The sequence below is a fragment of the Bradyrhizobium sp. GW821-FHT13H06 genome (assembly GCF_058803975.1).
This window is the reverse complement of record NZ_JBXAPN010000003.1, coordinates 767,441-791,558: the sequence shown is the minus strand read 5'-3', so window position 1 is coordinate 791,558 and position 24,118 is coordinate 767,441. Positions and strand designations below refer to the sequence as shown.

The 24,118-nt window shown below is 65.3% G+C and carries 23 protein-coding genes; 12 read left to right on the top strand and 11 right to left on the bottom strand.

Going from position 1 to position 24,118, the window contains the following annotated elements; all coding sequences use genetic code 11:
- The first annotated feature begins 41 nt into the window (after positions 1-41).
- From AC1RQP_RS16070 to AC1RQP_RS16050, 5 genes are all read left to right on the top strand, one after another.
- Positions 42-1,298, top strand: a complete 1,257-nt coding sequence (locus AC1RQP_RS16070) for an aspartate kinase (RefSeq protein WP_492937669.1) — start codon at positions 42-44, stop codon at positions 1,296-1,298.
- 374 nt (positions 1,299-1,672) lie between these two features.
- A complete protein-coding gene (gene ptsP / locus AC1RQP_RS16065; RefSeq protein WP_239620154.1) occupies positions 1,673-3,940 on the top strand; it encodes a phosphoenolpyruvate--protein phosphotransferase in 2,268 nt (755 codons plus the stop codon).
- Between the two features lie 56 nt (positions 3,941-3,996).
- A complete protein-coding gene (prfA, locus tag AC1RQP_RS16060) occupies positions 3,997-5,082 on the top strand; it encodes a peptide chain release factor 1 (RefSeq protein ID WP_492937668.1) in 1,086 nt (361 codons plus the stop codon).
- 3 nt (positions 5,083-5,085) lie between these two features.
- A complete protein-coding gene (prmC, locus tag AC1RQP_RS16055) occupies positions 5,086-5,967 on the top strand; it encodes a peptide chain release factor N(5)-glutamine methyltransferase (protein WP_492937667.1) in 882 nt (293 codons plus the stop codon).
- 463 nt (positions 5,968-6,430) lie between these two features.
- Positions 6,431-7,204, top strand: coding sequence for a DUF4167 domain-containing protein (locus AC1RQP_RS16050; RefSeq protein ID WP_492937665.1), 774 nt, complete (start codon positions 6,431-6,433; stop codon positions 7,202-7,204).
- 218 nt (positions 7,205-7,422) lie between these two features.
- Here AC1RQP_RS16050 and AC1RQP_RS16045 read toward each other — a convergent pair whose 3' ends face one another.
- Positions 7,423-8,169, bottom strand: a complete 747-nt coding sequence (locus tag AC1RQP_RS16045) for a class I SAM-dependent methyltransferase (RefSeq protein ID WP_492937664.1) — start codon at positions 8,167-8,169, stop codon at positions 7,423-7,425.
- A gap of 108 nt (positions 8,170-8,277) precedes the next feature.
- Here AC1RQP_RS16045 and gloB point away from each other — a divergent pair, with 108 nt between their 5' ends.
- Entirely contained in the window at positions 8,278-9,045 is a 768-nt protein-coding gene (gloB, locus tag AC1RQP_RS16040) for a hydroxyacylglutathione hydrolase (protein WP_239620144.1), read from the top strand.
- A gap of 23 nt (positions 9,046-9,068) precedes the next feature.
- On the top strand, positions 9,069-9,491 hold the full coding sequence (locus AC1RQP_RS16035; RefSeq protein WP_028177443.1) for a cupin domain-containing protein: 423 nt from the start codon (positions 9,069-9,071) through the stop codon (positions 9,489-9,491).
- Between the two features lies 1 nt (position 9,492).
- Here AC1RQP_RS16035 and yddG read toward each other — a convergent pair whose 3' ends face one another.
- The 3 genes from yddG to AC1RQP_RS16020 form a co-directional block, all read right to left on the bottom strand.
- On the bottom strand, positions 9,493-10,362 hold the full coding sequence (gene yddG / locus AC1RQP_RS16030; RefSeq protein ID WP_239620141.1) for an aromatic amino acid exporter YddG: 870 nt from the start codon (positions 10,360-10,362) through the stop codon (positions 9,493-9,495).
- A 142-nt stretch (positions 10,363-10,504) separates the two neighbouring features.
- Complete coding sequence (phbB, locus tag AC1RQP_RS16025) at positions 10,505-11,230, bottom strand: acetoacetyl-CoA reductase (protein WP_492937663.1); 726 nt, start codon at positions 11,228-11,230, stop codon at positions 10,505-10,507.
- A gap of 241 nt (positions 11,231-11,471) precedes the next feature.
- On the bottom strand, positions 11,472-12,650 hold the full coding sequence (locus AC1RQP_RS16020) for an acetyl-CoA C-acetyltransferase (RefSeq protein ID WP_239620138.1): 1,179 nt from the start codon (positions 12,648-12,650) through the stop codon (positions 11,472-11,474).
- Positions 12,651-12,956: 306 nt separating this feature from the next.
- Between AC1RQP_RS16020 and phaR the strand changes: the two genes are divergently transcribed.
- A complete protein-coding gene (phaR, locus tag AC1RQP_RS16015) occupies positions 12,957-13,547 on the top strand; it encodes a polyhydroxyalkanoate synthesis repressor PhaR (protein WP_239620136.1) in 591 nt (196 codons plus the stop codon).
- A 42-nt stretch (positions 13,548-13,589) separates the two neighbouring features.
- Positions 13,590-14,210, top strand: a complete 621-nt coding sequence (locus AC1RQP_RS16010) for a class I SAM-dependent methyltransferase (RefSeq protein ID WP_492937662.1) — start codon at positions 13,590-13,592, stop codon at positions 14,208-14,210.
- A gap of 16 nt (positions 14,211-14,226) precedes the next feature.
- Here AC1RQP_RS16010 and AC1RQP_RS16005 read toward each other — a convergent pair whose 3' ends face one another.
- Positions 14,227-15,114 (bottom strand): branched-chain amino acid aminotransferase, encoded by an 888-nt coding sequence (locus tag AC1RQP_RS16005; RefSeq protein WP_492937661.1) that lies wholly within the window; start codon positions 15,112-15,114, stop codon positions 14,227-14,229.
- A gap of 109 nt (positions 15,115-15,223) precedes the next feature.
- Here AC1RQP_RS16005 and AC1RQP_RS16000 point away from each other — a divergent pair, with 109 nt between their 5' ends.
- A complete protein-coding gene (locus AC1RQP_RS16000) occupies positions 15,224-16,159 on the top strand; it encodes an alpha/beta hydrolase (protein WP_492937660.1) in 936 nt (311 codons plus the stop codon).
- A 13-nt stretch (positions 16,160-16,172) separates the two neighbouring features.
- Here AC1RQP_RS16000 and AC1RQP_RS15995 read toward each other — a convergent pair whose 3' ends face one another.
- Complete coding sequence (locus AC1RQP_RS15995) at positions 16,173-16,418, bottom strand: hypothetical protein (RefSeq protein WP_239620130.1); 246 nt, start codon at positions 16,416-16,418, stop codon at positions 16,173-16,175.
- A 215-nt stretch (positions 16,419-16,633) separates the two neighbouring features.
- On the opposite strand from AC1RQP_RS15995, the gene AC1RQP_RS15990 reads away from it, so the two are divergent.
- Positions 16,634-17,506 carry a hypothetical protein gene (locus tag AC1RQP_RS15990; RefSeq protein WP_492937875.1) on the top strand — a complete coding sequence of 291 codons (873 nt, stop codon included), beginning with the start codon at positions 16,634-16,636 and terminating at the stop codon, positions 17,504-17,506.
- A gap of 46 nt (positions 17,507-17,552) precedes the next feature.
- On the opposite strand, the gene AC1RQP_RS15985 is transcribed toward AC1RQP_RS15990, so the two are convergent.
- The 3 genes from AC1RQP_RS15985 to AC1RQP_RS15975 all read right to left on the bottom strand — a co-directional run bounded on the left by AC1RQP_RS15985 (position 17,553) and on the right by AC1RQP_RS15975 (position 19,955).
- Positions 17,553-18,113, bottom strand: coding sequence for a carboxymuconolactone decarboxylase family protein (locus AC1RQP_RS15985; protein WP_126260685.1), 561 nt, complete (start codon positions 18,111-18,113; stop codon positions 17,553-17,555).
- 107 nt (positions 18,114-18,220) lie between these two features.
- Complete coding sequence (locus AC1RQP_RS15980) at positions 18,221-19,384, bottom strand: PLP-dependent cysteine synthase family protein (RefSeq protein WP_239620128.1); 1,164 nt, start codon at positions 19,382-19,384, stop codon at positions 18,221-18,223.
- A gap of 106 nt (positions 19,385-19,490) precedes the next feature.
- Complete coding sequence (locus AC1RQP_RS15975; RefSeq protein WP_061882676.1) at positions 19,491-19,955, bottom strand: Lrp/AsnC family transcriptional regulator; 465 nt, start codon at positions 19,953-19,955, stop codon at positions 19,491-19,493.
- A 164-nt stretch (positions 19,956-20,119) separates the two neighbouring features.
- Here AC1RQP_RS15975 and AC1RQP_RS15970 point away from each other — a divergent pair, with 164 nt between their 5' ends.
- On the top strand, positions 20,120-21,133 hold the full coding sequence (locus AC1RQP_RS15970; protein WP_492937874.1) for a 1-aminocyclopropane-1-carboxylate deaminase: 1,014 nt from the start codon (positions 20,120-20,122) through the stop codon (positions 21,131-21,133).
- A 201-nt stretch (positions 21,134-21,334) separates the two neighbouring features.
- Here AC1RQP_RS15970 and recQ read toward each other — a convergent pair whose 3' ends face one another.
- Together recQ and AC1RQP_RS15960 are read right to left on the bottom strand one after the other, a co-directional pair.
- Positions 21,335-23,200, bottom strand: a complete 1,866-nt coding sequence (gene recQ, locus AC1RQP_RS15965; protein ID WP_492937659.1) for a DNA helicase RecQ — start codon at positions 23,198-23,200, stop codon at positions 21,335-21,337.
- A gap of 122 nt (positions 23,201-23,322) precedes the next feature.
- Entirely contained in the window at positions 23,323-24,066 is a 744-nt protein-coding gene (locus AC1RQP_RS15960; protein WP_492937658.1) for a polysaccharide deacetylase family protein, read from the bottom strand.
- Between the last annotated feature and the right edge of the window lie 52 nt (positions 24,067-24,118).

Sequence of the window (24,118 nt, the reverse complement as noted above, 5' to 3'; positions counted from 1 at the left end):
GGTCACCATACTGATCCTTATGAAGGAATGCACGCGTCGTCATGAGCCGCCTCGTGATGAAATTCGGCGGCACGTCCGTCGCCAACATCGAACGTATCCGCAACGTCGCACGCCATGTGAAGCGTGAGGTCGATGCCGGCCATGAAGTGGCCGTGGTCGTCTCCGCCATGGCCGGCAAGACCAACGAGCTGGTCGCCTGGTGCACCGAGGCCTCGCCGATGCACGATGCGCGCGAATACGACGCCGTGGTCGCCTCGGGCGAACAGGTGACCTCAGGTCTTCTTGCCATCGTGCTCCAGGGCATGGGCATTCAGGCCCGCTCCTGGCAGGGCTGGCAGATCCCGATCAAGACCAGCGACGCCCATGCCTCGGCCCGGATCGAGGACATCCACGGCAGCGAGATCATCAAGCGCTTCCAGGAGCGCAAGGAGGTCGCGGTCATCGCCGGCTTCCAGGGCATCAACCCCGAGACCAACCGCATCACCACGCTCGGCCGCGGCGGCTCCGATACCTCGGCCGTGGCGATCGCCGCCGCCGTCAAGGCGGACCGCTGCGACATCTACACCGACGTCGACGGCGTCTACACCACCGACCCGCGAATCGTGCCGAAGGCCAAGAGGCTCGACAAGATCGCGTTCGAGGACATGCTGGAACTGGCCTCGCAGGGCGCCAAGGTGCTCCAGGTCCGCTCGGTGGAACTCGGCATGGTCCACAACATGCCGATCTTCGTCCGCTCGAGCTTCGACAAGCCCGAGGATATCGACCCGCATGCCAACCAGCCGCCCGGCACGCTGATCTGCAGCGAGGAGGAGATCATGGAAAGCCACGTCGTCACCGGCATCGCCTTTTCGAAGGACGAGGCCCAGATCTCGGTGCGCCAGATCGAGGACAAGCCCGGCGTCGCGGCCTCGATCTTCGGCCCGCTGGCGGATGCGAACATCAACGTCGACATGATCGTGCAGAACGTCTCCGAGGACGGCAAGACCACCGACCTCACCTTCACGGTGCCGGCCGCCGACTATACCCGCGCCAAGGATACGATTACCGCCGCCAAGGCGAAGATCGGCTATGCGCGGCTCGATACCGCCACCGACGTCGCCAAGATCTCGGTGATCGGCAGCGGCATGCGCAGCCATGCCGGCGTGGCCGCCCAGGCGTTCTCGGCCCTCGCCGGGCGGAACATCAACATCCGGGCCATTACAACCTCCGAGATCAAATTCTCGGTTCTGATCGATGCCGCCTATACCGAGCTGGCGGTGCGCACCCTGCATACGCTCTACGGCCTCGATCAGGCCTAAAGCGCGACCATCGTCGCGCTTTAGATTGTTGTTGGAGCATGGTCTTTCCGGAAAACCGCTTCGCACTTTTCCGGACCATGCCTAGGCTAATTTTCTCTTAGCGGTCGCAGCAAACGCGAAGGTGTACACACCTTCGCGTTTGGCAGGCGTTTTGCTTGGCAAAACAAGCCTCAATTCGCTATACGGCGAACAGGGTGGGCTGCCGCAGACTGTGTCCCAGTTCAGGCGGCGCTGATTCGGTACAAGCGCTGAATCTCAGGTAGATTTTGGGCTTGTGCCTGCGCCGGACAAACAATTTGGTTGTTTTTCTGGAATTTTGAGCCAGCCGCCGGCTGATACCGCCGGGCCCGGCAGACGGAGGAGATTGACGGTTCATGCGGAGCGCGTCGGGAGGTCCCCGCGTCTTGTTGAGACGGCTCCGCGAAACCATGGCGGAGCAGGTCTCGGCCCAGGAGCGGCTGGACAAGATCGTGGTGCTGATCGCCGCCAACATGGTGGCCGAGGTGTGCTCGGTCTATGTGCTGCGCATCGACAACACGCTCGAGCTCTACGCCACCGAAGGCCTCAACCGCGAGGCGGTGCACCATACCGTGCTCAGCGCCCATGAGGGCTTGGTCGGCCTCGTCGCCAGCGAGGCGACGCCGCTCAATCTGAGCGATGCGCAGAGCCACCCGGCGTTCTCGTTCCGCCCCGAGACCGGCGAAGAGATCTACCACTCCTTCCTCGGCGTGCCGATCCTGCGCGCCGGCAACACGCTCGGCGTGCTGGTGGTGCAGAACCGCGCCAAGCGCAACTATGTCGAGGAGGAGCTCGAGGCGCTCCAGACCACCGCGATGGTGCTGGCCGAGCTGATCGCCTCGGGCGAGCTGTCCGCGCTGGCCCAGCCGGGCCAGGAGCCGGCGGCGCGCCATTCCGCGCAGAAGGTCGGCGCGATCCTGTCCGAGGGTATCGCGCTCGGCCATGTCGTGCTGCACGAGCCCCGCGTCGTCATCAAGGACTACATCGCCGAGGACCTGCCGAAGGAGATCAAGCGGCTGGACACCGCGCTCGCCAAGCTGCGCGCCGACCTCGACCGCATGCTGGAGCGCGGCGACGTCGCCGACGGCGGCGAGCATCGCGAGGTGCTGGAAGCCTACCGCATGTTCGCCAACGACCAGGGCTGGTCGCACAAGCTGCACGAGGCGGTCGCCACCGGCCTCACCGCGGAAGCCGCCGTCGAACGCGTGCAATCCGACACCCGCGCGCGCATGCTGCGCTCGACCGATCCCTACTTGCGCGACCGCCTGCACGACCTGGAAGACCTCGGCTACCGCCTGATGCGGCAGCTGGTCGGCCAGGATCACGCGCCTTCGCGCGAACAATTGCCCGACAATGCCATCGTCATCGCCCGCGCGATGGGCCCGGCGGCGCTGCTCGACTACGACCGCAAGCGCCTGCGCGGCATCGTGCTGGAGGAAGGCACCGCAAATTCGCACGTCTCGATCGTGGCGCGCGCGCTCGGCATTCCCGCGGTCGGCGAAGTGCCGAACGCGCCCGGCATCGCCGATCCCGGCGATGCCATCATCGTCGACGGCACTTCGGGCTCGATCTATGTGCGCCCGTCGCAGGAGATCGAGGCCGCCTTCGCCGAGCGCGTGCGCTTCCGCGCCCGCCGCCAGGCCCAGTATCTGGCGCTGCGCGACCGGCCCTGCGTCACCAAGGACGGCCAGAAGGTCGAGCTGATGATCAACGCAGGGCTGGCTATCGACCTGCCGCATATCGAGGACACCGGCAGCGCCGGCATCGGCCTGTTCCGCACCGAGCTGCAATTCATGGTCGGCCAGAGCCTGCCGCGCACCAGCGACCAGCTCGCGCTCTATCGCACCGTGCTGGACGCGGCCGGCAGCAAGCCGGTCACCTTCCGCACCCTCGACATCGGCGGCGACAAGGCGCTGCCCTATATGGAAGCCGTGATCGAGGAAAATCCCGCGCTCGGCTGGCGCGCGATCCGGCTCGGGCTGGATCGTCCCGGCCTGCTGCGCGGCCAGATCCGCGCGCTCTTGCGCGCCGGCGGCGGCCGCGCGCTGCGCATCATGTTCCCGATGATCTCGGAGGTCGCCGAATTCGACGCGGCCAAGGCACTGGTCGAGCGCGAGCTGACATATCTGCGCCAGCACGGCCACACGCTGCCTGAAAGAATCGACATCGGCACCATGGTCGAGGTGCCGGCCCTGCTCTACCAGCTCGACGAGCTCCTGAAGAAGGTCGATTTCATCTCGGTCGGCTCCAACGATCTGTTCCAGTTCCTGTTCGCGGTCGATCGCGGCAATGCCAAGGTATCCGAGCGCTTCGACACCATGTCGACGCCGATCCTGCGCGCGCTGCGCGACATCGCAAGCAAGGCGCACGCGGCGAAGAAATCGCTCTCGCTGTGCGGCGAGATGGCGTCGAAGCCGATCGGCGCGCTCGCGCTGATCGCGCTGGGCTACCGCTCGCTGTCGCTCTCGGCGACTGCGCTCGGCCCGGTCAAGGCGATGGTGCTCGATCTCGACGCCAAGAAGGCCGAGGCGGTGCTTGGTCCGCTGCTGGACGCGCCGGCCGGCAGCGTCTCGATCCGGCGGAAGCTGACGGAATTTGCCGAGGCCGAAGGCCTGGCCTTGTAGCGGGCCTTTCGCCGCGTCCCGCCGCCTCGCCTCCTGCCGCTATTGAGACTGAACCGATGTCGTCACTCCCCGAAGCCAAACTGGACGTCCTGCTCGCGCATCACGCCTCGCTCGAGGCCGAATCGCTCGGACAACTTGCCTCCGAGCGGTATGTGCAGATCACACGCGAGCTCGCCGAGATCACCCCGCTGATCGAGGCGGTGAAGGCTTATCGCTCCGCCGTCAAGGAGCTTGCGGACACCGAGGCACTGATCGCCGATCCGGCGACCGATGCCGAGATGCGCAGCATGGCGGAGGCCGAACGCGACGAGCTGACGCAACAAATCGAGGAGCTGGTCCAGAAGATCCGCGTCGCGCTGTTGCCGAAGGACGCCATGGACGACCGCAACGTGGTGCTGGAAATCCGAGCCGGCACCGGCGGCGACGAAGCCTCGCTGTTCGCCGGCGACCTGTTCCGAATGTACGAGCGCTTTGCCAGCCTTCAGGGCTGGAAGGTCGAGGTGATCTCGGCCAGCGAAGGCACCGTCGGCGGCTACAAGGAAATCATCGCGGAGGTGCAGGGCCGCGGCGCGTTCTCGAAGCTGAAGTTCGAATCCGGCGTGCACCGCGTGCAGCGCGTGCCCGACACCGAGACGCAGGGACGCATCCACACCTCGGCCGCGACGGTGGCCGTGCTGCCGGAGGTCGAGGACGTCGACGTCGACATCAAGAACGACGACCTGCGGATCGAGACCATGCGCGCGCAAGGAGCGGGCGGCCAGCACGTCAACAAGACCGAATCGGCGATCCGCATCACCCACATCCCGACCGGCATCGTGGTGATGATGCAGGACAGCCGCTCGCAGCACAAGAACCGCGCCTCCGCCATGAACATCCTGCGCTCGCGCATCTACGACGCCGAGCGGCAACGCGTCGACGCCGCACGCTCCGCCGAGCGCAAGGAGAAGGTCGGCTCCGGGGACCGCTCCGAGCGCATCCGCACCTATAATTTTCCGCAAGGGCGCGTCACCGATCACCGCATCAACCTCACGCTCTACAAGCTGCCGCAGGTGATCGCGGGTGAAGCGCTGGGTGAATTGATCGACGCACTGACGACGGAGCACCAGGCCGCACAGCTCGCTGCGCAAGGCGCGGCGGCCTGAGGCGTGAGCAACCCCTTCACCGGACAATCCATCGAGGGTGCGCGGCGCACGCTTGCTGCGCTGTTGAGATCGGCACAGCTCGACGAAGCCGAGCTCGACGCCCGCATCCTGATCAGTGCGGTGCTCGGCCTCGACCTCACCGGCCTGGTCACGCAGGCTGCCCGTCCTCTCACCGCGGCCGAGGCATCGCGGCTGGCGCAGCATGCGCAGCGCCGCATCGCCGGCGAGCCGGTGGCGCGCATCCTCGGAACACGCGAATTCTGGGGTCTGCCATTTCGCTTGTCGGAAGCAACCCTGGTCCCGCGCCCCGATACCGAGACCGTGGTCGAGCTTGCACTCGAGATATTTCGCGAGCGGCAGGCGTCTCATCCGCCGCGTATCGTCGACATCGGCACCGGATCCGGCGCGATCCTGCTCGCGCTGCTGCACGAAATTCCGGGTGCTTTCGGCGTCGGCACCGATCTCAGCCAGAACGCGCTCAGAACCGCCGGGGACAATGCCGCCGCGCTCGGCCTCGCCGACCGCGCCGCCTTCGTCGCCTGCTCCTACGCCGCTGCGCTCCGCGGCCCGTTCGATCTCATCGTCTCGAACCCGCCCTATATTCCCTCGGCCGAGATTCCGAAACTGAGCATCGAGGTGCGCGGGCACGATCCGCATCTGGCGCTCGACGGCGGCAATGACGGATATGACGCCTACCGCGCGCTGATCCCCCAGGCGGCCGAACGGCTCGCGCCCGGCGGAGCGCTAATCGTCGAGGCCGGACAGGGCCAGGCCCAAAATATTGAAACCTTGATGAGGGGCGCCGCGTTATCCCTGGACCGGCCGCCCAAGGCCGACCTGGCGGGCATTCCGCGGGCCGTTTCGGCCCGAAAAATGCCTCCATAAAAGCCGGATTGGGCTGCAAAAAACCTCTTGGAATATCGCCTGGGAACGACTACGTTCCGTTCAACACATCGGTGCCGGCCCCGTATACCTACGGGTGAAAGCCGGGCTCTCGGGCGAGAGCTTTACTGATTTAAAGGTTCCAAGCCGCAGGTCCTGTTGAGCGCGATGGCCATTGGAGCTGCGCTGCTCTCCGACCGCAACGTGAACGAAAGCCTGATATTGCGCTTGAAAACTTACGCAAGAAAGCTGGGCTTGTTTCGGCAGGCGAAATGAATGGGTTCGCTGGCAATGAATGCTGGCGGGTGGGGAACGCGTCTTTGTTGAACGCGACGGTCGACGAACATTGGCAGGGCTCGATCCGGCTTGCGCGCGGTGCGCGCGAGAGACGTGAGCCGCTGTCACCAGGTCACTCCTAGCAATCAGTAATGCGTGCAACCTTTAGGGCTGGAATCGAAGGCAGGACATGAGAAACGGTCAGAACAAGCAGCGGATGCGCAACCGCAACAACAACAATAACAACAACCGGCGCGGCCAGAACCCGATGACCCGGGTCTACGAGTCCAACGGACCCGACATCAAGATTCGCGGCACCGCTTCGCACATCGCTGAAAAGTATCTCCAGCTTGCGCGTGATGCGCGCTCCTCCGGCGACCCCGTTGCAGCCGAGAACTACTACCAGCATGCCGAGCATTACTTCCGCCTGATCGCGGCGGCCCAGGAGCAGTTCCGCCAGAACCAGCAGCCGCGCGGCGATGAGCCCATCAGCAGCAGCGACGACGGCGAGGATGACGGCGAGAATTTCTCGGCCTTCGGCCAGGAGCCGGGTTTCGTCCCGCAGCCTCCGCAGCAGCCCTTCATGCGCGACCGCGATGGCCAGCGCGATCACCACCAGCGTGATCATCAGCAGCGCGACGGCCAGCAGCCCTATCAGCGCGACAACCAGCAGCCGCGCGAGCAACGCGAACGCGATCATCGCGCACAGCCGCAATATCAGCCGCAACCCGCCAACCAGCCGCAGCCCGTCATCGCCGATGCCGGCAGCGTCGACCGCCTGCCCTCCTTCATCACCGGCGCGCAGCCGCAAGTGAATGTCGCCGCGAATGGCGGCCAGGGCGGGTTCGAGGGCGCCAGTGGCGGCGAGCGCTATCCGCGGCGGCGGCGCCGACCGCATGGCCCGCGCCCCGAGCGTGAGGCCGCCCCAGTCGCGTCCAGCGACGAGGTCGCCCCTGGCGAGTAGCCACTTCTGATTTTCAGACCCGACTCGTCCCGGCCTCGCCGGGACGATTTGTTTGTGCCTGGCTGAAGCGGTGAGCGCTCGGGCACGGACCACCTCTCCCGGTAGGGGACGGTGAGCCCAAAGCATGATCCGGAAAAGTGCGCAGCGGCTTTACGAAAAGATCATGCTTAAACAACGGCCTAAAGCGCGATGACGGTTCATCCTGATCGCATCGCGCTCTAGCTGTGCGTCGCTGTCGTCTGGGACGGCACCAGCACCGGCTTCGCGAGCGAGGGAATGAGCCGCGCGCGCTCGCGCTTGGCGGGGATCGCGCGGTAGACCTGCTTGGTCGCCTCCACGATATGGACGCCGGCAAAGGGCAGCGACAACGCTGCGCCGGCGCGCTCCCACATCTGCGCCGATTTTAGCACCCAGCCTCCGGCATAGGGCGGCATGAACAACGCCTCGCCCCAGGCGGTCGGCGTGAACCAGGTCTGGCGCAGCAGCTCGGTGATCTGCGAGCGCGAATAGGGCCGGCCGTGACCGAAGGGCGTGCTGTCGGTGCGAGTCCATACCCCGCGCCGGTTCGGGATCACGGCGATCACGCGCCCGGACGGCGACAGCACGCGCCACACCTCGCGCAGTAACGCGGCCGGATCGTCCGACATCTCCAGCGCGTGGACCAGGAGGATGCGGTCGACCGCGGCGTCAGGAAGCGGCAGCGAGTATTCGTCGACCAGCGAGGCCAGCGCCGGTCGTCCCGTCGGCCATTTCAGGACGCCCTGGGCCGCCGGCATGAAAGCGATGCAGCGCTCGGCGTCCTCGCGGAACAATCCCAGATAGGGCGTGGGATAGCCGATGCCGAGCACGCGCTGGCCCTCGGCGCTTGACCAGCGCTCCCTGATGCCGCGATTGATCATTTGCCGCGCCACGATCCCGAGGCGGCGGGAATAGAACTCGCGGAGGTCGACGACGTCGATGGTCATGACGGCAATGTAACATGCGCAAGGCCGCCGCTGCGCGCGGAATATTGCATTGCCTGCGCAACGTTAACGCCATATTTGTCTGGCGGGGCTGAGCCCGATGGAGATGACATGGCCGCCGAAATTCGTACTTTCACCTGTTTAAACGACAATTTCGGTTATCTGATCCACGATGTGGAAACCAAGGCGACGGCATCGATCGACGCGCCGGAGGCCGGTCCCATCCTCGAGGCCCTGGAGCGCGAGGGCTGGCAGCTCACCGACATCCTGATCACCCATCATCATGGCGATCACGTCGGCGGGGTTGCCGAACTCAAGCAGAAATACAATTGCCGCGTCGTGGCGCCGCACGACAAGACGACGAAGATCGCGAATGTCGACCTGCGCGTCGCCAACGCCGACGTGGTGAAGATCGGCAATTTGCTGGCGCGTGTCGTGGAGACGCCCGGCCACACGCTCGACCACATCTCTTACGTGTTCGACACCGAGAAGACGGTCTTCGCCGCCGACACGCTGTTCTCGATCGGCTGCGGCCGCGTCTTCGAGGGCACCTACCCGATGATGTGGGATTCGCTTCTGAAGCTGCGGGCGCTACCCGACGACTTCAAGCTCTATTGCGGCCACGAATACACGGCGTCCAACGTCAAGTTCGCGCTGACCATCGAGCCGGACAATCCGGCGCTCCAGGCGCGCGCCGCCGAAGTGACGAAGCTGCGGGCCGAGAACAAGCCCACGATTCCCTCACTGCTTGGTGACGAGAAGCGAGCAAACGTGTTCCTGCGGGCCGATGCGCCCGAGGTCGCAGCCAGGCTACACATGAAGGGCGCGGATGCCGCCGCGGTGTTCGGCGAACTGCGCGAGCGCAAGAACAAGTCCTGAAGAACAAGTCCTGACGGGAATCGATGCCGACCGCAGCCGAGATCATCGCGCGCCTCGAACTCCGGCCGCATCCCGAAGGCGGGCATTACCGCGAAACGTTTCGTGATCTGGCCACGGACGCCAACGGGCGTTCGCGCTCGACGCTGATCTACTTCCTGCTGGCTCGCGGCGAGCGTTCGCACTGGCATCGCGTCGATGCGGTCGAGACGTGGCACTATTACGCCGGCAGCCCCTTGATGCTGCGCATCGCCCATGACGGCTGCTCCCAGCATGAGGTGCGGCTGGGCACCGACCTCGTCGGCGGCGAGCGGCCGCAGGCGATCGTGCCGGCACAAGCCTGGCAGATGGCGGAAACCACCGGCGAATGGACGCTGGTCGGCTGCACCGTGGCGCCCGCGTTCGACTTCGCGGGCTTCGAACTCGCTCCGCCGGGCTGGGAGCCGTAGCTCACCTCTTCCGCAGCACCATATCCTTCGCCGCGATCAGGCCGCCACCGGCGATCAGGATGGCGGCGATTGCGATGTTGGCGCTGGCCTTGGCATAGCCGGCGGCGATGAGGAAGCCGGTCGAGAGCAGCGGCGTCGCGTAGGAGGCGGCGCCGAGCACACGGATGTCGCCGCGCTTCATGCCGATGTCCCAGGCGTAGAAGGCAGCGCCGACGGGCCCGATGCCGAGCGCGATCACGGAAAGCCATTGCAGCGTGGTCTCCGGCCACACGGTGGTCTCCAGCGCGACATGCATCACTGCGGCGAGCACGGCGGTGGCGAGGCAGAAGCCCGCGACGGCGTCGGTCGGCACCGCCTTCAAGCGGCGCGACAGCACCGAATAGGTCGCCCAGACGAAAGCGGCGATGAAGGCCGCGATCAATCCCGGCACCGCCCCCGGCGCGAAGCCGGAGGTATTGCCGGCAAACAGCAGCACGGTGCCGACGAGGCCGAGGACCGCGCCGATGATGTGATGCGCGGCCAGCCGCTCGCCCGGCAGGAATGACGAGAACAGCACGATGAGCAGCGGCCACAGGTAATTCAGAAGGCCCGCTTCGGCCGGCGGCGCAAAGCGTAGCGCGAGAAAATACAGCGCATGATAGCCGAACAGGCCACCGACGCCGACGACCCAGACGGCGAGCGGCTGACGCAGGCTTTTCGCCGCCTCGCTCCGCCCGATCCAGGTGAGCAGCCCCACGACACCGCCGATCGCGAAGGTCATCGCGGCGAGCTGGAACGCCGGGATCTTTCCGGTCGCCACCGTCATCACTGACAGCAGCGACCACATCAGGATCGCGGTCAATCCGATCAGCGTTGCCGTGCGGGCAGTCATCGACCCAATGCTTCCGTCATGGCCGGGCTTGTCCCGGCCATCCACGTTCTTCCGTGGCGACGGCTGTTGTAAGGCCGTGGATGCCCGGGACAAGCCCGGGCATGACGATGTGGAAATTATCGGGCCACGTGATGCGATCGCATCACACCATGTACTGGCCGCCGTTGACGGTCAGGGTCGAGCCGGTGATGAAGCCGGCCTCGTCGGCCGCAAGGAACACGACTGCGCGCGCAATCTCTTCGGGCTCGCCGAGCCGGTTGGCCGGGATCTGCGGGATCACGTTCTTCTCCAGGACGTCCTTCGGCACCGCCTGCACCATTTCGGTGTTGATGTAGCCCGGGCAGATCGCATTGACGGTGATGCCGCCCTTGGCGTTCTCGAGCGCGAGCGCCTTGGTGAAGCCGACGTCGCCGGCCTTCGCCGCGGAATAGTTGACCTGACCGAACTGCCCCTTCTGGCCGTTGATCGACGAGATCGAGATGATGCGGCCGAATTTGCGCGCGCGCATGCCCTCGATGACCTGGCGCGTCATGTTGAACAGCGAGCCCAGATTGGTGTTGATGACGGCGGTCCACTGCTCGATCGTCATCTTGTGGAAGGCGGTATCGCGGGTAATGCCGGCATTGTTGACGAGCACCTCGATCGGCCCGAGATCGGCTTCGACCTTCTTCACGCCCTCCGCGCAGGCGTCGAAGCTGCTGACGTCCCATTTGTAGGTCGCGATGCCGGTCTCGGCCTTGAACTTCTCCGCCGCCGCATCGTTGCCGGCATAGTTCGCCGCGACCTTGTAGCCGGCGGCCTTCAGCGCCTTGCTGATCGCCGCACCGATGCCCCGCGTACCACCCGTGACCAATGCAACACGTGCCATGTCGTGATCCTTCCCTTGGACTTTTCGGACGCTTTTGAGTGACCGTTTTTAGCGATGGATTATGCGATTGGTTTGACGGACATCAAGAACAAAACGCCCGGCGTCGAGCCGGGCGTTTCTCTTTAGTCGAGGCTTGCGTGGTTGCGAAGAATATTTGATTTGCAACCGCTGCCTTTTTGGTCGCGTGCAATGCACGCGCTGACGTGTGCGGCGCACGCGTCAGCTCCGTGCAAGGTCGTCGTCAGTCGCGCGCCACACACACGGCGATGCCCATGCCGCCGCCGATGCACAGCGTGGCCAGGCCCTTCTTCGAATCACGCTTCTGCATTTCGTGCAGCAGCGTCACCAGCACGCGTGCGCCGGATGCGCCGATCGGATGGCCGATCGCGATCGCGCCGCCATTGACGTTGACCTTGGAGGTGTCCCAGCCGAGATCCTTGTTGACGGCGCAGGCCTGCGCCGCGAAGGCTTCGTTGGCCTCGATCAGGTCGAGGTCCCCGGCATTCCAGCCGGCCTTCTTCAGCGCGGCGCGCGAGGCCGGGATCGGGCCCGAGCCCATGATCTTCGGATCGACACCGGCCTGAGCCCAGGACACGATGCGCGCGAGCGGCTTCTTGCCTTCCTTGGCCGCCTGCTTGGCGGTCATCAGGACCACCGCGGCGGCGCCGTCATTGATGCCGGAGGCCGAGCCCGCAGTGACCGTGCCGTCCTTCTCAAAGGCCGGCTTGAGCTTGGCCATCGCGTCGAGGGTGGCGCCATGACGCGGATATTCGTCGGCGCTGACGACGACGTCGCCCTTGCGGGTCTTGATGGTGACGGGCACGATCTCGTCGTTGAACCTGCCGGCCTTCTGCGCGGCCTCCGCCTTCTGCTGCGAAGCAACGGCGAACTCGTCCTGCTGGGCGCGGGTGATCTGCCACTGCCGTGCGACGTTCTCGGCGGTGTTGCCCATGTGGTAGCCGTTGAAGGCATCCCACAGGCCGTCCTTGATCATGGTGTCGACCAGTTCGAGGCCGCCCATCTTGACGCCGCCGCGCAGGTGCTGGGCGTGCGGGGCCATGCTCATGGATTCCTGGCCGCCTGCGACCACGATCTCGGAATCACCGTTGAGCAGCGCCTGATAGCCGAGCGCAACCGTGCGCAGGCCCGAGCCGCAAAGCTGGTTCACGCCCCAGGCCGGGCTCTCCACCGGAATGCCGGCGGCGATCGAAGCCTGGCGGGCCGGGTTCTGGCCCTGGGCCGCGGTCAGGATCTGACCCATGATGACCTCGGAGACCCGGCCGGGCTCGATGCCACCGCGCTCCAGCGCGGCCTTGATGGCGATGGCGCCGAGATCGTGGGCGGGAAGGGTCGCGAACGCTCCGTTGAAGCTACCGACCGGGGTGCGGGCGGCGCTGACGATGACGACATCGTCTGACATGGGCATCTCCTGGGTTTGAAGGGGGCAGGCGGGGCTGGGGAAAAGACGGCTCGCCAGTCTCGAACGGCATCCTGTTAACGTCGTTGAGGCATGTCAATCGGACGGTCTCCGAATTCATGCCGCAACGCATTCAAAATAGCGTTCTTGGCGCTTTCGCAAGCACGATTTTGCTCTGCAATTAACCGTGCCGCACAAAACGGTAGCGTGAGCCCTTTGAAAATGCTTATTTTGTTGCGTTGCGTACTCTTCCCGCCCTGCGGCATTGCCCGACAGGTTCCCGTTCTCCGCGTTTGCAAGTGAGAGCCCATGGCGAAATCAGACCAACCCACCACCATCAAGAAATACGCGAACCGCCGGCTCTATAACACCGGAACGAGTACCTACGTGACGCTGGAAGACCTCGCCGCCATGGTCAAGGATGGCGAAGACTTCCTGGTCTATGACGCCAAGACCGGCGACGACATCACCCGCTCCGTGCTCGCCCAGATCATCTTCGAGCAGGAGAACAAGGCCGGCCAGAACCTGCTGCCGACCACCTTCCTGCGCCAGCTCATCCGCTTCTATGGCGACAGCATGCAGATGGTGGTGCCGAAATATCTGGAGCAGTCGATCGCGACGCTGACCCAAGAGCAGGAGAAGTTCCGCAAGCAGATCGCCAATACGTTGTCCGGCACTCCTTTTGCTCCGTTGGAGGAGCAGGTCCGCCGCAACATGGAGCTGTTCCAGCAGACCTTCTCGATGTTCAAGCCGTTTGCGGCGCCACGTCCGACCACCACTGCCGAGCCGCAGCCCGATGCGAGTACTGAGGCGCCGAAGGACAGCAATATCGACGACCTGCGCCAGCAGATGAAGGAGATGCAGGAACGCCTCGAGCGGATGTCGAAGAAGGACGAGTAGTCTTTCATTGGCACCGGCTCCCAGCGCGCCGGAGGACGAGCCATGTCTGGCCGAAGCACCCATTGGGACAATGTCTACGCCACCAAGGGCGAAGCCGAGGTCAGCTGGTTTCAGGACAGTCCGACAATCTCGCTCGAGATGATCCGCGCGGCCAATCCGGATCATGGCGCAGCCATCATCGATATCGGCGGCGGCGCCTCACGGCTGGTCGATGCGCTGCTGCAGGACGGATATCGCGACGTCGCCGTGCTGGACCTCTCCGCCAACGCGCTTGATGCGGCGAAGAAGCGAATCGGCGGAGCCGGTTCGATCGTCGACTGGATCGTTGCCGACGCCACGACGTGGCAGCCGGCGAAGGCCTACGACGTCTGGCACGATCGCGCCGCGTTTCATTTCCTGACCGAGCCGCGCGACAGGGCGGCCTATGTCGAACGCCTGCGGGCAGCGCTTACCCCCGGCGGACAAGTCATCATCGGCACGTTCGCGCCCGATGGTCCGGAGAAATGCAGCGGCCTGCCGGTTCAGCGACACGACAGCGCGAGCCTTGCAGCGGAGCTCGGACCTGAGTTTGGGCTCGTCGAGACGCGCAGCGAGACGCATCACACGCCGTGGGATTCAACGCAGGCGTTTCAGTTCAGCCGGTTCCGGAGACGCGGCCTGTAAGCGCGCGACAGCTGGCTCAAGCCGCCAGCCTCACCGCATGCGCGAAATCCCAATAGAGTTTGCGCGCCCTCGTGTAGAACGGGCCTGGCTTCAGCTCGCGCTCGTCGATGCGGATCACGGGAGCGACCTTGGCGAAATTGCCGGATGAAAAGATCTCGTCGGCGGCAAGGAAATCGGCATAGCGCAGCGTCTTCTCGACCACGGTGATTCCGTCGCCACGAAGCAGGCTGATGACACGCTGGCGCGTGATGCCGTTCAGGAAAGTGCCGTTCGGCACCGGCGTGAAGACCACGCCGTCCTTCGCCATGAACACGTTCGAATTGCCGAACTCGGCGACGTTGCCGAGCATGTCGAGCATCAGCGCGTTGTTGAAGCCGCGCGCGGCGGCCTCGGCGAGCGCGCGCGAATTGTTCGGATAGAGGCAGGCCGCCTTGGCTTCGACCGGCGCGCATTCGGCGGTGGGCCTGCGGAACGGCGACAGCGTGATCGCGTTGCCGACGGGCTTTGGCATCGGCGCCACGTAGATGCACAGGCACCAATTGGTGGTCTCGGGGTCGAACAGCACGCCGCCGCCGCTCCCGTTCTGCGCCCAGTACATCGGACGGACATAGAGCTCGGCATCGGGCGCAAATCGCGCAATGCCCTCGGTTGCGAGCGCAAGCCAGGCGCCGGTATCGAGCACCGGCTTCAGGCCAAAATTGATCGCCGATTGATTGACGCGGGCGACGTGCCGGTCGAGATCGGGCGCAACACCCTCGAACGCGCGCGCGCCGTCGAACACGATCGAGCCGAGCCAGGCCGCATGCGTGCGCGAGCCCATGATCGGCACGTTGCCCTCGTGCCATTCGCCCTCGAAGAAGGTCCAGCTCGGCGAATAGTCGATGGGCTTCTTGATCTCGGCCATGACCGGCCTCCCCTTGGAAATATCCGGGCACTATTGCCCCCAATTTCTAAAAGATTCCCTGCGGGGACGTGGTGAGCTACCCTCCCCTCGTGGGAGAAAGGAGAGATCCATGCCCCTTGATCCGCTCGCCAAGCGTTTGTTGACCATGATGGCTGCGGCTGCGCCGCAGGCGCGGAGCCGGCCCAGCGTGGAAGCGCGGCGGCAATCGCTGGCAAAGCTGATGCAGTTCGCGCGTGCCGAGGCGCCGGACGTGACGACGTCCGACGGCGTTCTGGCCGGCCGTGCCGGCGAACTGCCCTATCGCCTCTACACGCCGGCAAGCGCCGAGGAACTCGCACCGGGCTTCGTGTTCTTTCACGGCGGCGGGCTCGTCGCCGGCAGCATTGCCACGCACGACCGCATCGCGGCCGCGCTGGCGCATGCCACCGGCTGCCGCCTCGTGTCGGTCGACTACCGGCTCGCGCCCGAGCACAGATTCCCCGCCGCCGTCGATGACGCGATCGCCGCCACCGAATGGGTGGCGCGCGAGGCGGCATCGCTCGGCATCGACGCGGACCGCCTGGTGATCGGCGGCGATTCCGCCGGCGCCACGCTGGCTGCGGTCGTGTGCCAGGAGGCGACTCAGACCGCCGGCCTCTCCATCGCCGCGCAATGCCTGATCTGCCCGGTACTGGATTTCGAGGAAACCTCGCCCTCGCGCGAGGCCTTTGCCGAGGGCCACCTGATCGACCGCGTCACGATCGAAGCCGATCTTTCCGATTATCTGCCCGAGGGCATCGACGCCGCCGACCCCCGCGTCTCTCCGCTGCGCGCGAGACGGCTGACGGGCCTGCCGACCGCGATCATCCATACCGCCGAGTACGACCCGATGCGCGACGAAGGCAATGCCTATGCCCGCAAGCTGCTCGCTGCGGGCGTCGCCGTCGAACATGTCTGCCACGACGGCATGGTCCACAATTTCCACGCCATGGGCGCGATCCTGCCGCAGGCCCAGCTCGTGCTGTCGCAGATCGGCGAACAGGTGCGGAGGGCGGTGAAGAAGTGAGTGAGTGTGAGAATCACACGCGTGCGTCGAGAACGGCCCTGGCGGCCACAAGATATTCGGGCCAATGCGCATCCGCATAGCGCTCCGCCTGCCGTGCGCAAGTGACGTCCGGAGCATGCGCGGCGGCGATCATGCGCGCAAAGCGTTCTTCGGCAACCGTCACATCATCGACCACTGGCGCCGGTGCGGCCGCCGCAGCGGTCGGAGCGAGGGCGAGCCCCGCCATTCCGGCGAGCAGGATGCGGCGTGACGTGTTCATGGCTGTCGTCCTCCGTTGTCTGGCCTGCACTCTGGCCGGCGAGAGTGTCGGTGCAGTCACGACAGGGTAGCCGCGTGCGTCGATACAGTCCATCGTTTGCGGATAGCGCTTGACCGCGGGAACGATCACGTTCCATCTAGCGTGCGCTTCCGCCACCAGAGCCTCACGCGTCGGATTGTCACGTGTCAACTCGCAACCCACCGCATCGTCCGGCTTTGCGCGCCGTCGCGCTGGGGCTGGCCTGCGTGACGGTTTCAGCAAGCGCGGCCTTCGCCGCCGAGGCGGACGAGGACGCACCGGCAAAGCCGGCTGTTCCGAACATCTACCTCGACCTCCGCACCAGCTACGCGACGATCCCCGCAGGCACGCTCGGGCTCGGCTTCGGCACCACCTCGCTGTCGGCCGCGTTCCAGGCCCTGGCGGCGCGACGAAGCACGACGCTGCCGAGCGGCTTGCCGGCGGCGAAGTCGATTGCCGTTGACCTGCCGCTGACCGTCGACGTCACCGACCGTGTCTCGCTCTATGGCGGCGTGTCCGGATCGACGACGGATATCGGCGGCGGCTGGTCGTCCTTCGACATCACCAGCTGGAACATCGGCGTGCAGGCCGACCTCCACCAGCAGAATGGCGGCAAGATCCCGACGATCACGCTGCAATCGACGCTGACGCAGTCGGTGCCGAACGAGCAGGGCATGGTGAATTCCTTCAACAACATCCTGGAATTCGACTACGCGCTCGACGAGGACGAGACGCGGGGCTGGTTGGCCGGCATGCAATACACCACCGCCACCATTGCCAGTACGTTCGCCAGCATCCGGCCGAACACGATCCTCTATGGCGGCGGCTACTACCAATGGCCGAGCAACTGGAAGTTCACCGGGCGCCTCGGCATGCAGTCCTTCGGTGGCGCACAGCTCGCGGGACGGACGATCGCGGAGTCCTTCACCCAGCCGATCCTGCGGCTCGACCTTGACCGCATGGACGACAACGACAACCGCCTGTTCGGCATCACCGCGCTGATCGCGTGGACGCCGAAGCCGTCCTATCAGCTGACGTTGCGAACGCCGCTCTACGCCGTGCGCAATTGAGCATGATCCCGGAAGAGGATCATGCTCAATTGAAACAAAGCCGCTGCTAATCCGGCACCGGCACGTCGAACGTGTTGAGCGTGACCGAGACCATGCAATAGACGCCGACCAGATAGGACAGCTCGGCCGCGCCGTGTTCGCCGAACTCCTTCACCGCCGCACGATAGGTCAGCTCCGGCAGCACGCCACCGCTGACCAGGGCCGAGGCCATGTCATAGGCGACCGCCTCCTGCCTGGTCAGATCGACAGGCCGCTGTCCGGCGACGATGGTCGCCAGCTTCTCGTCGGACAGACCGCGCTGCTCGGCGACCAGAACGTGGGCATAGAGCTCGTAACCGGACCGGAAATGTGAGCCCGTGACGAGAATCGCGACCTCACGCACCGGCGCCGGTAGCAGCGGGTTCGACGCGATCGCCTTGACCAGCTCCCACACCGGCCCGCCGAAGCGCGGCTCGCGGATCCAGGGGTTCCAGGGCCCGAGCAGCGCGCCGTCGTCGCGCATGTTCACAAAACCCTTGAAATGATCCGTGATGCCGGCTCGCATATCGTCATAGAGCGGCTTCTGTTCGTCAGTCAGATCCTTGGGATCGAGAATGGGAAGGCGCACGATGGGATCTCCTCGTTGAGACCACAACCGTCACCTGCATGCGTGCGCAGGGCAAGTGAAGTTGCCGTGACGGTCGTGCCAATTTGAAAAACGGCAGAAAGACGCTGCTATGACGCGGCGGGGCTTCGCACGCCCTGCGGATTGAAGACATCGTCGACATCGAGCCTCAGCGGCTCGCCTGTCGCGAGGAACGACGACAAGGCCGCCTCGTAAGGCGCCGGATCGAGTCCGCGCGCCTTCAGCCATGCGGGCTCGTAACAGGTCTGCCGGTAGCGCTCGCCGGAATCGCAGATCAGCGTCACCAGCGACCCTGTCGCGTTCGCCTGACGCATTTCCGAGGCGAGCCGGCACAGCGCCAGGAAGTTGGTGCCGGTGGAGCCGCCGACCGCGCGGCGCAGCCGGCGCGACAGCACGTTCATCGCCGCGATCGTCGCCGCATCCGGGATCTTCATCATGCGATCGACCACACCCGGCACGAAGGACGGCTCGCAGCGCGGCCGGCCGACACCCTCGATCAGTGACGGGCGGTCGCAGACATGGGAGCGGTCCTGCGAGCGGAAGCAGTCGAAGAAGGCGGAATGTTCGACATCGGCGACGCATAGCCGCGTCGGATACTGCCGATAGCGCAGATAGCGCCCGATGGTGGCCGAGGTGCCGCCGGTGCCGGCGCCCATCACGATCCAGTCCGGCAGCGGGCGCGGCTCGCCCTGCAATTGCGTGAAGATGGACTCGGCGATGTTGTTGTTGCCGCGCCAGTCGGTGGCGCGCTCGGCGAAGGTGAACTGATCCATGTAGTGGCCGTTCAGACGGGCGGCGAGCGCCGCGGCGTCCGCATAGAGCGCGCGACCGTCGTCGATCAAATGGCAGTTGCCGCCATAATGCTCGATCGCGGCGATCTTCTCCGCCGAGGTCGTCCGCGGCATCACGGCGTAGAAGGGCACGCCGATCATCTGCGCGAAATAGGCTTCCGACACCGCCGTCGATCCCGACGATGCCTCGACGACGGGCGTGCCTTCGCCAATGTGGCCGTTGCAGAGCGCATAGAGGAACAGCGATCGCGCGAGACGATGCTTCAGGCTGCCGGTCGGATGCGTGGACTCGTCCTTGAGATAGATGTCGATGCCGGAGAGCGCCGGCACGATCAACCGGATCAGATGCGTGTCGGCGGTGCGGCACTGGTCGGCCTCGATCGCAGCCACGGCCTCGTCGACCCAGCCGCGCCGATAGCTCGGCCCGGCCGGATTGTACTGGCGGAAGGGAAATGTCTGCATCGGATGAACCTCTCATGATGCGGATCGCGCATCAAGTGCGCAGGATTCTGTTTTGACGCGTTTTATGGCGCGAACCGGCTTCCACTTCGCTGGAAAACGCTTCTGCTCAAAACTCCAGCGGCGCGTTGTCGACGACTTCCTTCATCACGAAGAAAGTTCGGGTCTGGCGCACGCCGGGCAGCGCGATGAGCTGCTCGCCATGGATGCGGTTGAAATCCTCCATGTCGCCGACGCGGATCTTGAGGAAGTAGTCGAAGTCGCCGGCGACCAGGTGGCAGTCGAGCACGAACTTCAACTTCGCGATGGCCTTTTCGAAGGTGGCGAAACTCTCAGGCGTCGAGCGGTCGAGCACGACGCCGACCATCACCAGCGTGCCCTTTGCCAGCTTCTTCGGCGCGACCATGGCGCGCACGGTGGCGATGAAGCCGTCCTCGAACAGGCGCTGAGTGCGGCGATGGCAGGTGGCGGGGCTGATCGCGACCGTCTCGGCCAGCTCGGCATTGCTAAGCCGGCCGTTATTTTGCAGCAATCTCAGTATCTTAAGGTCGATGCGGTCAAGTCGAGCGGCCACGGAAGAAGCTTTCACTTGTAGCGGATAATTTGGAAGAAATCTGGCCTATTGAGCCAATCGACGCAAGAGATAGCCAGCACTGACCCAATATTCGAGAGCACATTTTTCCGAGGCGATGCTAGCTCCGTTCCTCAGACGCCACCGCCAAATCGGGATAACCCATGATGCTGGAAAAATTCGCGCGCTACCCGCTGACCTTCGGCCCGACGCCGATCGAGAAGCTGGAGCGACTGTCAAAACACCTCGGCGGCAATGTCGAGATCTATGCGAAGCGCGAGGATTGCAATTCCGGCCTCGCCTATGGCGGCAACAAGTTGCGCAAGCTCGAATACATCATTCCCGATGCGATCGCCTCCAACGCCGACACGCTGGTCTCGATCGGCGGCGTGCAGTCCAACCACACCCGCATGATCGCCGCGGTCGCGGCCAAGATCGGCATGAAGTGCCGCCTCGTGCAGGAAGCCTGGGTGCCGCACGAGGACGCGGTCTATGACCGCGTCGGCAACATCATGCTCTCGCGCATCATGGGCGCCGACGTGCGCCTGGTCGACGACGGCTTCGACATCGGCATTCGCAAGAGCTGGGAGCAGGCGATCGAGGAGGTGAAGGCGGCGGGCGGCAAGCCTTATGCGATTCCCGCCGGCGCCTCCGTGCACAAATATGGCGGGCTCGGCTATGTCGGCTTCGCGGAGGAGGTGCGCAAGCAGGAGGCCGAGCTCGGCTTCAAGTTCGACTACATCATCGTCTGCACCGTCACCGGCTCAACCCATGCCGGCATGCTGGTCGGCTTCGCCGCCGATGGCCGCGCCCGCAAGGTGATCGGCATCGACGCGTCCTTTACGCCGGCCCAGACCAAGGCGCAGGTGCTCGAGATCGCGCAGAACACCGCTGAGCTCGTCGAGCTCGGCAAGGAGCTCGTCGCCGACGACGTCGTGCTGATCGAGGACTACGCATATCCCGCCTATGGCGTGCCGTCGGAAGAGACCAAGGAGGCGATCCGTCTCACCGCGCGCCTCGAAGGCATGATCACCGACCCCGTCTACGAGGGCAAGTCGATGCAGGGCCTGATCGACCTCGCGAAGAAGGGCTATTTCGAGAAGGGTGCGAAGATCCTCTACGCCCATCTCGGCGGTGCACCCGCGCTGAACGGCTACGCGTATGCGTTCAGGAATGGGTGAGGTAACCCACCTCTCGCCTCCCCTCCGCTGTCGTCCCGGGCAAGCGTCAGCGCCGACCCGGGACCCATACGCCGCAGCAATCGTCTTGCGACGGCTCGTGGTGGCCTGCCTGCCGTAACCACATCGGCCTGTGGTTATGGATCCCGGATCTGCGCGCGCCTTGGGCGCGCTTGTCCGGGATGACGGCGGAGTATTTGTCGTTTATCGCGTCTTGACGATCTGCAGCAGCTCGTCGCCGTAATGCTCGAGCTTCTTGTCGCCGATGCCGGGCACGTTGCGGAGCTCGTCGAGTGTCGTCGGCCAGGCCCGGACGATGCCGTCGATAGTGGCATCGTGCAGCACCACATAGGCCGGCACGCCGCGCTCGCGCGCGACCTCCGAACGCCACGAGCGCAGCCGCGCGCGCAGTTCGGGATCGACATCGCCTGGCGCGGCGCTGGCGGCGGGCGCAAGGTCGCCGCGGCGGGACTTGCCGCGGCTCGCGCGAATGCGCGTGCCGGGCGCCTCCTCGCGCAACCACACTTCGGTTTCGCCGCGCAGCACGCCGCGCGCAGTCTCGGTCAGCTTCAGCGCACCGAACGCTTCGCTGTCGCTCTGCAAATGGCCCATCGCCACCAACTGCCGCAGCACGGTGCGCCACTGCTTTTCGTTGAGCTCGCGCCCGATGCCGAACACGGACAATTTGTCGTGGCCGAACTGCGTCACCTTCTCGGTCAGGCGCCCGACCAGCACGTCGATCAGGTGCATCGCGCCAAAACGCTGCCCTGTTCGATAGACGCAGGACAACAGCTTCTGCGCCAGCACCTTGCCGTCGCGCATCCTGGGCGGCGTCAGGCAGTTGTCGCAATTGCCGCAGCTTTCACCCATCACGATCTCGCCGAAATAGGCGAGCAGCCGCCGGCGCCGGCAATGCGGCGTCTCGGCAAGGCCGACCAGCGCATCGAGCTTGCCGATCGAGACCCGCTTGAATTCGTCGGAGGCGCTGGACTCGTCGATCATGCGGCGCTGCTGCACGATGTCGGAGAGCCCATAGGCCATCCAGGCCGTGGACGGCTTGCCGTCGCGGCCGGCGCGCCCCGTCTCCTGGTAGTAGGCCTCGATGCTCTTGGGCAGATCGAGATGGGCGACGAAGCGCACGTCGGGCTTGTCGATGCCCATGCCGAACGCCACGGTCGCGACGATGACGATGCCGTCCTCGTTGAGAAAGCGGTCCTGGTTGCGCGAGCGCACGCTGCCGTCGAGCCCGGCATGGTAGGGCAGCGCCGCAATGCCGGCGTCCTGAAGCGCGGCGGCGACCTCCTCGACGCGGTTGCGCGACAGGCAATAGACCACGCCGGCATCGCCCGCATGCCGCTCCCGGATGAACTCCTTCAGCTGCGACACCGCGTTGCGCTTGTCGACGATCTCGTAACGGATGTTGGGTCGGTCGAAGCTCGAGACGAATTGCGGCGCGCCCGTGAGCTGAAGCCGATCGATGATTTCCTTGCGCGTCAGCTCGTCGGCCGTCGCGGTCAGCGCGATGCGCGGCACGTCGGGAAAACGCTCGGCGATGATGGAGAGGCCGACATATTCGGGACGGAAGTCATGCCCCCATTGCGAGACGCAATGCGCCTCGTCGATCGCAAACAGCGCCACCTTCGCCTGCGCCAGCAATGACAGGCAGCGCGGCGTGACCAGGCGTTCCGGCGCGACATAGAGCAGGTCGAGATCGCCCGCGAGCAGGCGCCGCTCGATGTCGGACGCCTCCTGCGGCGTCAGCGACGAGTTCAGCGCGGCGGCATTGACGCCGGCCTCGATCAGCCCGGCAACCTGGTCACGCATCAGCGCGATCAACGGTGACACCACGATGCCGCAGCCTTCGCGCAGCAAGGACGGAAGCTGATAGCACAGCGACTTGCCGCCGCCGGTCGGCATCAGCACGAGGCAATTGCCGCCCTCGGTGACATGCCGGATGATCTCGCCCTGCGCTCCGCGAAAACCCGGCAGGCCGAACACCGAATGCAGCACCGACAGCGCGTCGCGGCCGTTAGCCGGGGCAGAGAGCGGAGCGGTGGAGGGAGCGGACATGCGGAACAGATCAGGCCGTGAGATTCGTCACAACGCCAGTCGCATGCCGGCGCGGGCGTGGCAAGACTGTTTGCGGGGCAGGCGCTTCTCTTCCCCTCTCCCCTTGCGGGAGAGGGTGGCAGCTACGCTCCGATCCGTCGCAGCGCCTCTGCAACGGTCACGATCGGCATGTTGCGCTTACCGGCGGCCTCCAGCGCATGACGCATCAGGTGCGGCGTGCAGCCATAGGGGCTTGGCGCATCGGCGACGTCGTGGCCGTAGAAGATCAGCCAGCCGCCGCTTGCGACCGCCTCGTCGAAATAGCGATCGACGCCTGCCGGATCGATCTCGCAATCGACCAGCGGCGAGGCGCGCAGGAACTGGAGATCGATGACGTCGCTGTTGACGCCGGGAAGAATGCCGCGCGCGGAACGGAAGGCTTTCGCGAGTTGCGGCTTGCGCCAGACCGAGGCGAGCCCATAGGGGTAGGCGAAGTTCTCCAGCGTGATCGAGGAATCGATGCCGCGGAAATGACTGCGGTTCCGCTCGATCTCGCGAGCCATCGCGGCCTCATCGAGCGTGGCCGAACTCCGGTGCGAGAAGGTGTGGCAGGCGATCTCGTGACCGGCCCGGTGAAGCCGCACGATCGCATCGTTCGACAGACCGTGCCAATGGTCCGACGGCTGATCGATCAAGCTGCCGGCGAGATAGAACGTCCCCCGGCCGCCATGCTGCTCCAGAAGCTCGGCACCCTCGCCTGCGGCGCTATCGGGGGCATCGTCGAAAGTGAAGCTCACCATCGGCGCATGCGCGGGCAATCGGTGCGGAGCGGCATGGAAATGCCGGGCCAGCCGATTGTTCACGCGTCCCTGGAGTGCCGACCACACGCTGCGCTTCCCGTGATTTCCTATTCCTCTACTGAAACATTCGTGCGCAGGT

Coding starts and splice junctions, on each gene's coding strand:
- AC1RQP_RS16070 (WP_492937669.1), top strand. CDS start 42: ATGAGCCGCCTCGTGATGAAATTCGGCGGCACGTCCGTCGCCAACATC.
- ptsP (WP_239620154.1), top strand. CDS start 1,673: ATGCGGAGCGCGTCGGGAGGTCCCCGCGTCTTGTTGAGACGGCTCCGC.
- prfA (WP_492937668.1), top strand. CDS start 3,997: ATGTCGTCACTCCCCGAAGCCAAACTGGACGTCCTGCTCGCGCATCAC.
- AC1RQP_RS16050 (WP_492937665.1), top strand. CDS start 6,431: ATGAGAAACGGTCAGAACAAGCAGCGGATGCGCAACCGCAACAACAAC.
- AC1RQP_RS16045 (WP_492937664.1), bottom strand. CDS start 8,169: ATGACCATCGACGTCGTCGACCTCCGCGAGTTCTATTCCCGCCGCCTC.
- gloB (WP_239620144.1), top strand. CDS start 8,278: ATGGCCGCCGAAATTCGTACTTTCACCTGTTTAAACGACAATTTCGGT.
- AC1RQP_RS16035 (WP_028177443.1), top strand. CDS start 9,069: ATGCCGACCGCAGCCGAGATCATCGCGCGCCTCGAACTCCGGCCGCAT.
- yddG (WP_239620141.1), bottom strand. CDS start 10,362: ATGACTGCCCGCACGGCAACGCTGATCGGATTGACCGCGATCCTGATG.
- phbB (WP_492937663.1), bottom strand. CDS start 11,230: ATGGCACGTGTTGCATTGGTCACGGGTGGTACGCGGGGCATCGGTGCG.
- AC1RQP_RS16020 (WP_239620138.1), bottom strand. CDS start 12,650: ATGTCAGACGATGTCGTCATCGTCAGCGCCGCCCGCACCCCGGTCGGT.
- phaR (WP_239620136.1), top strand. CDS start 12,957: ATGGCGAAATCAGACCAACCCACCACCATCAAGAAATACGCGAACCGC.
- AC1RQP_RS16010 (WP_492937662.1), top strand. CDS start 13,590: ATGTCTGGCCGAAGCACCCATTGGGACAATGTCTACGCCACCAAGGGC.
- AC1RQP_RS16005 (WP_492937661.1), bottom strand. CDS start 15,114: ATGGCCGAGATCAAGAAGCCCATCGACTATTCGCCGAGCTGGACCTTC.
- AC1RQP_RS16000 (WP_492937660.1), top strand. CDS start 15,224: ATGCCCCTTGATCCGCTCGCCAAGCGTTTGTTGACCATGATGGCTGCG.
- AC1RQP_RS15995 (WP_239620130.1), bottom strand. CDS start 16,418: ATGAACACGTCACGCCGCATCCTGCTCGCCGGAATGGCGGGGCTCGCC.
- AC1RQP_RS15980 (WP_239620128.1), bottom strand. CDS start 19,384: ATGCAGACATTTCCCTTCCGCCAGTACAATCCGGCCGGGCCGAGCTAT.
- AC1RQP_RS15970 (WP_492937874.1), top strand. CDS start 20,120: ATGCTGGAAAAATTCGCGCGCTACCCGCTGACCTTCGGCCCGACGCCG.
- recQ (WP_492937659.1), bottom strand. CDS start 23,200: ATGTCCGCTCCCTCCACCGCTCCGCTCTCTGCCCCGGCTAACGGCCGC.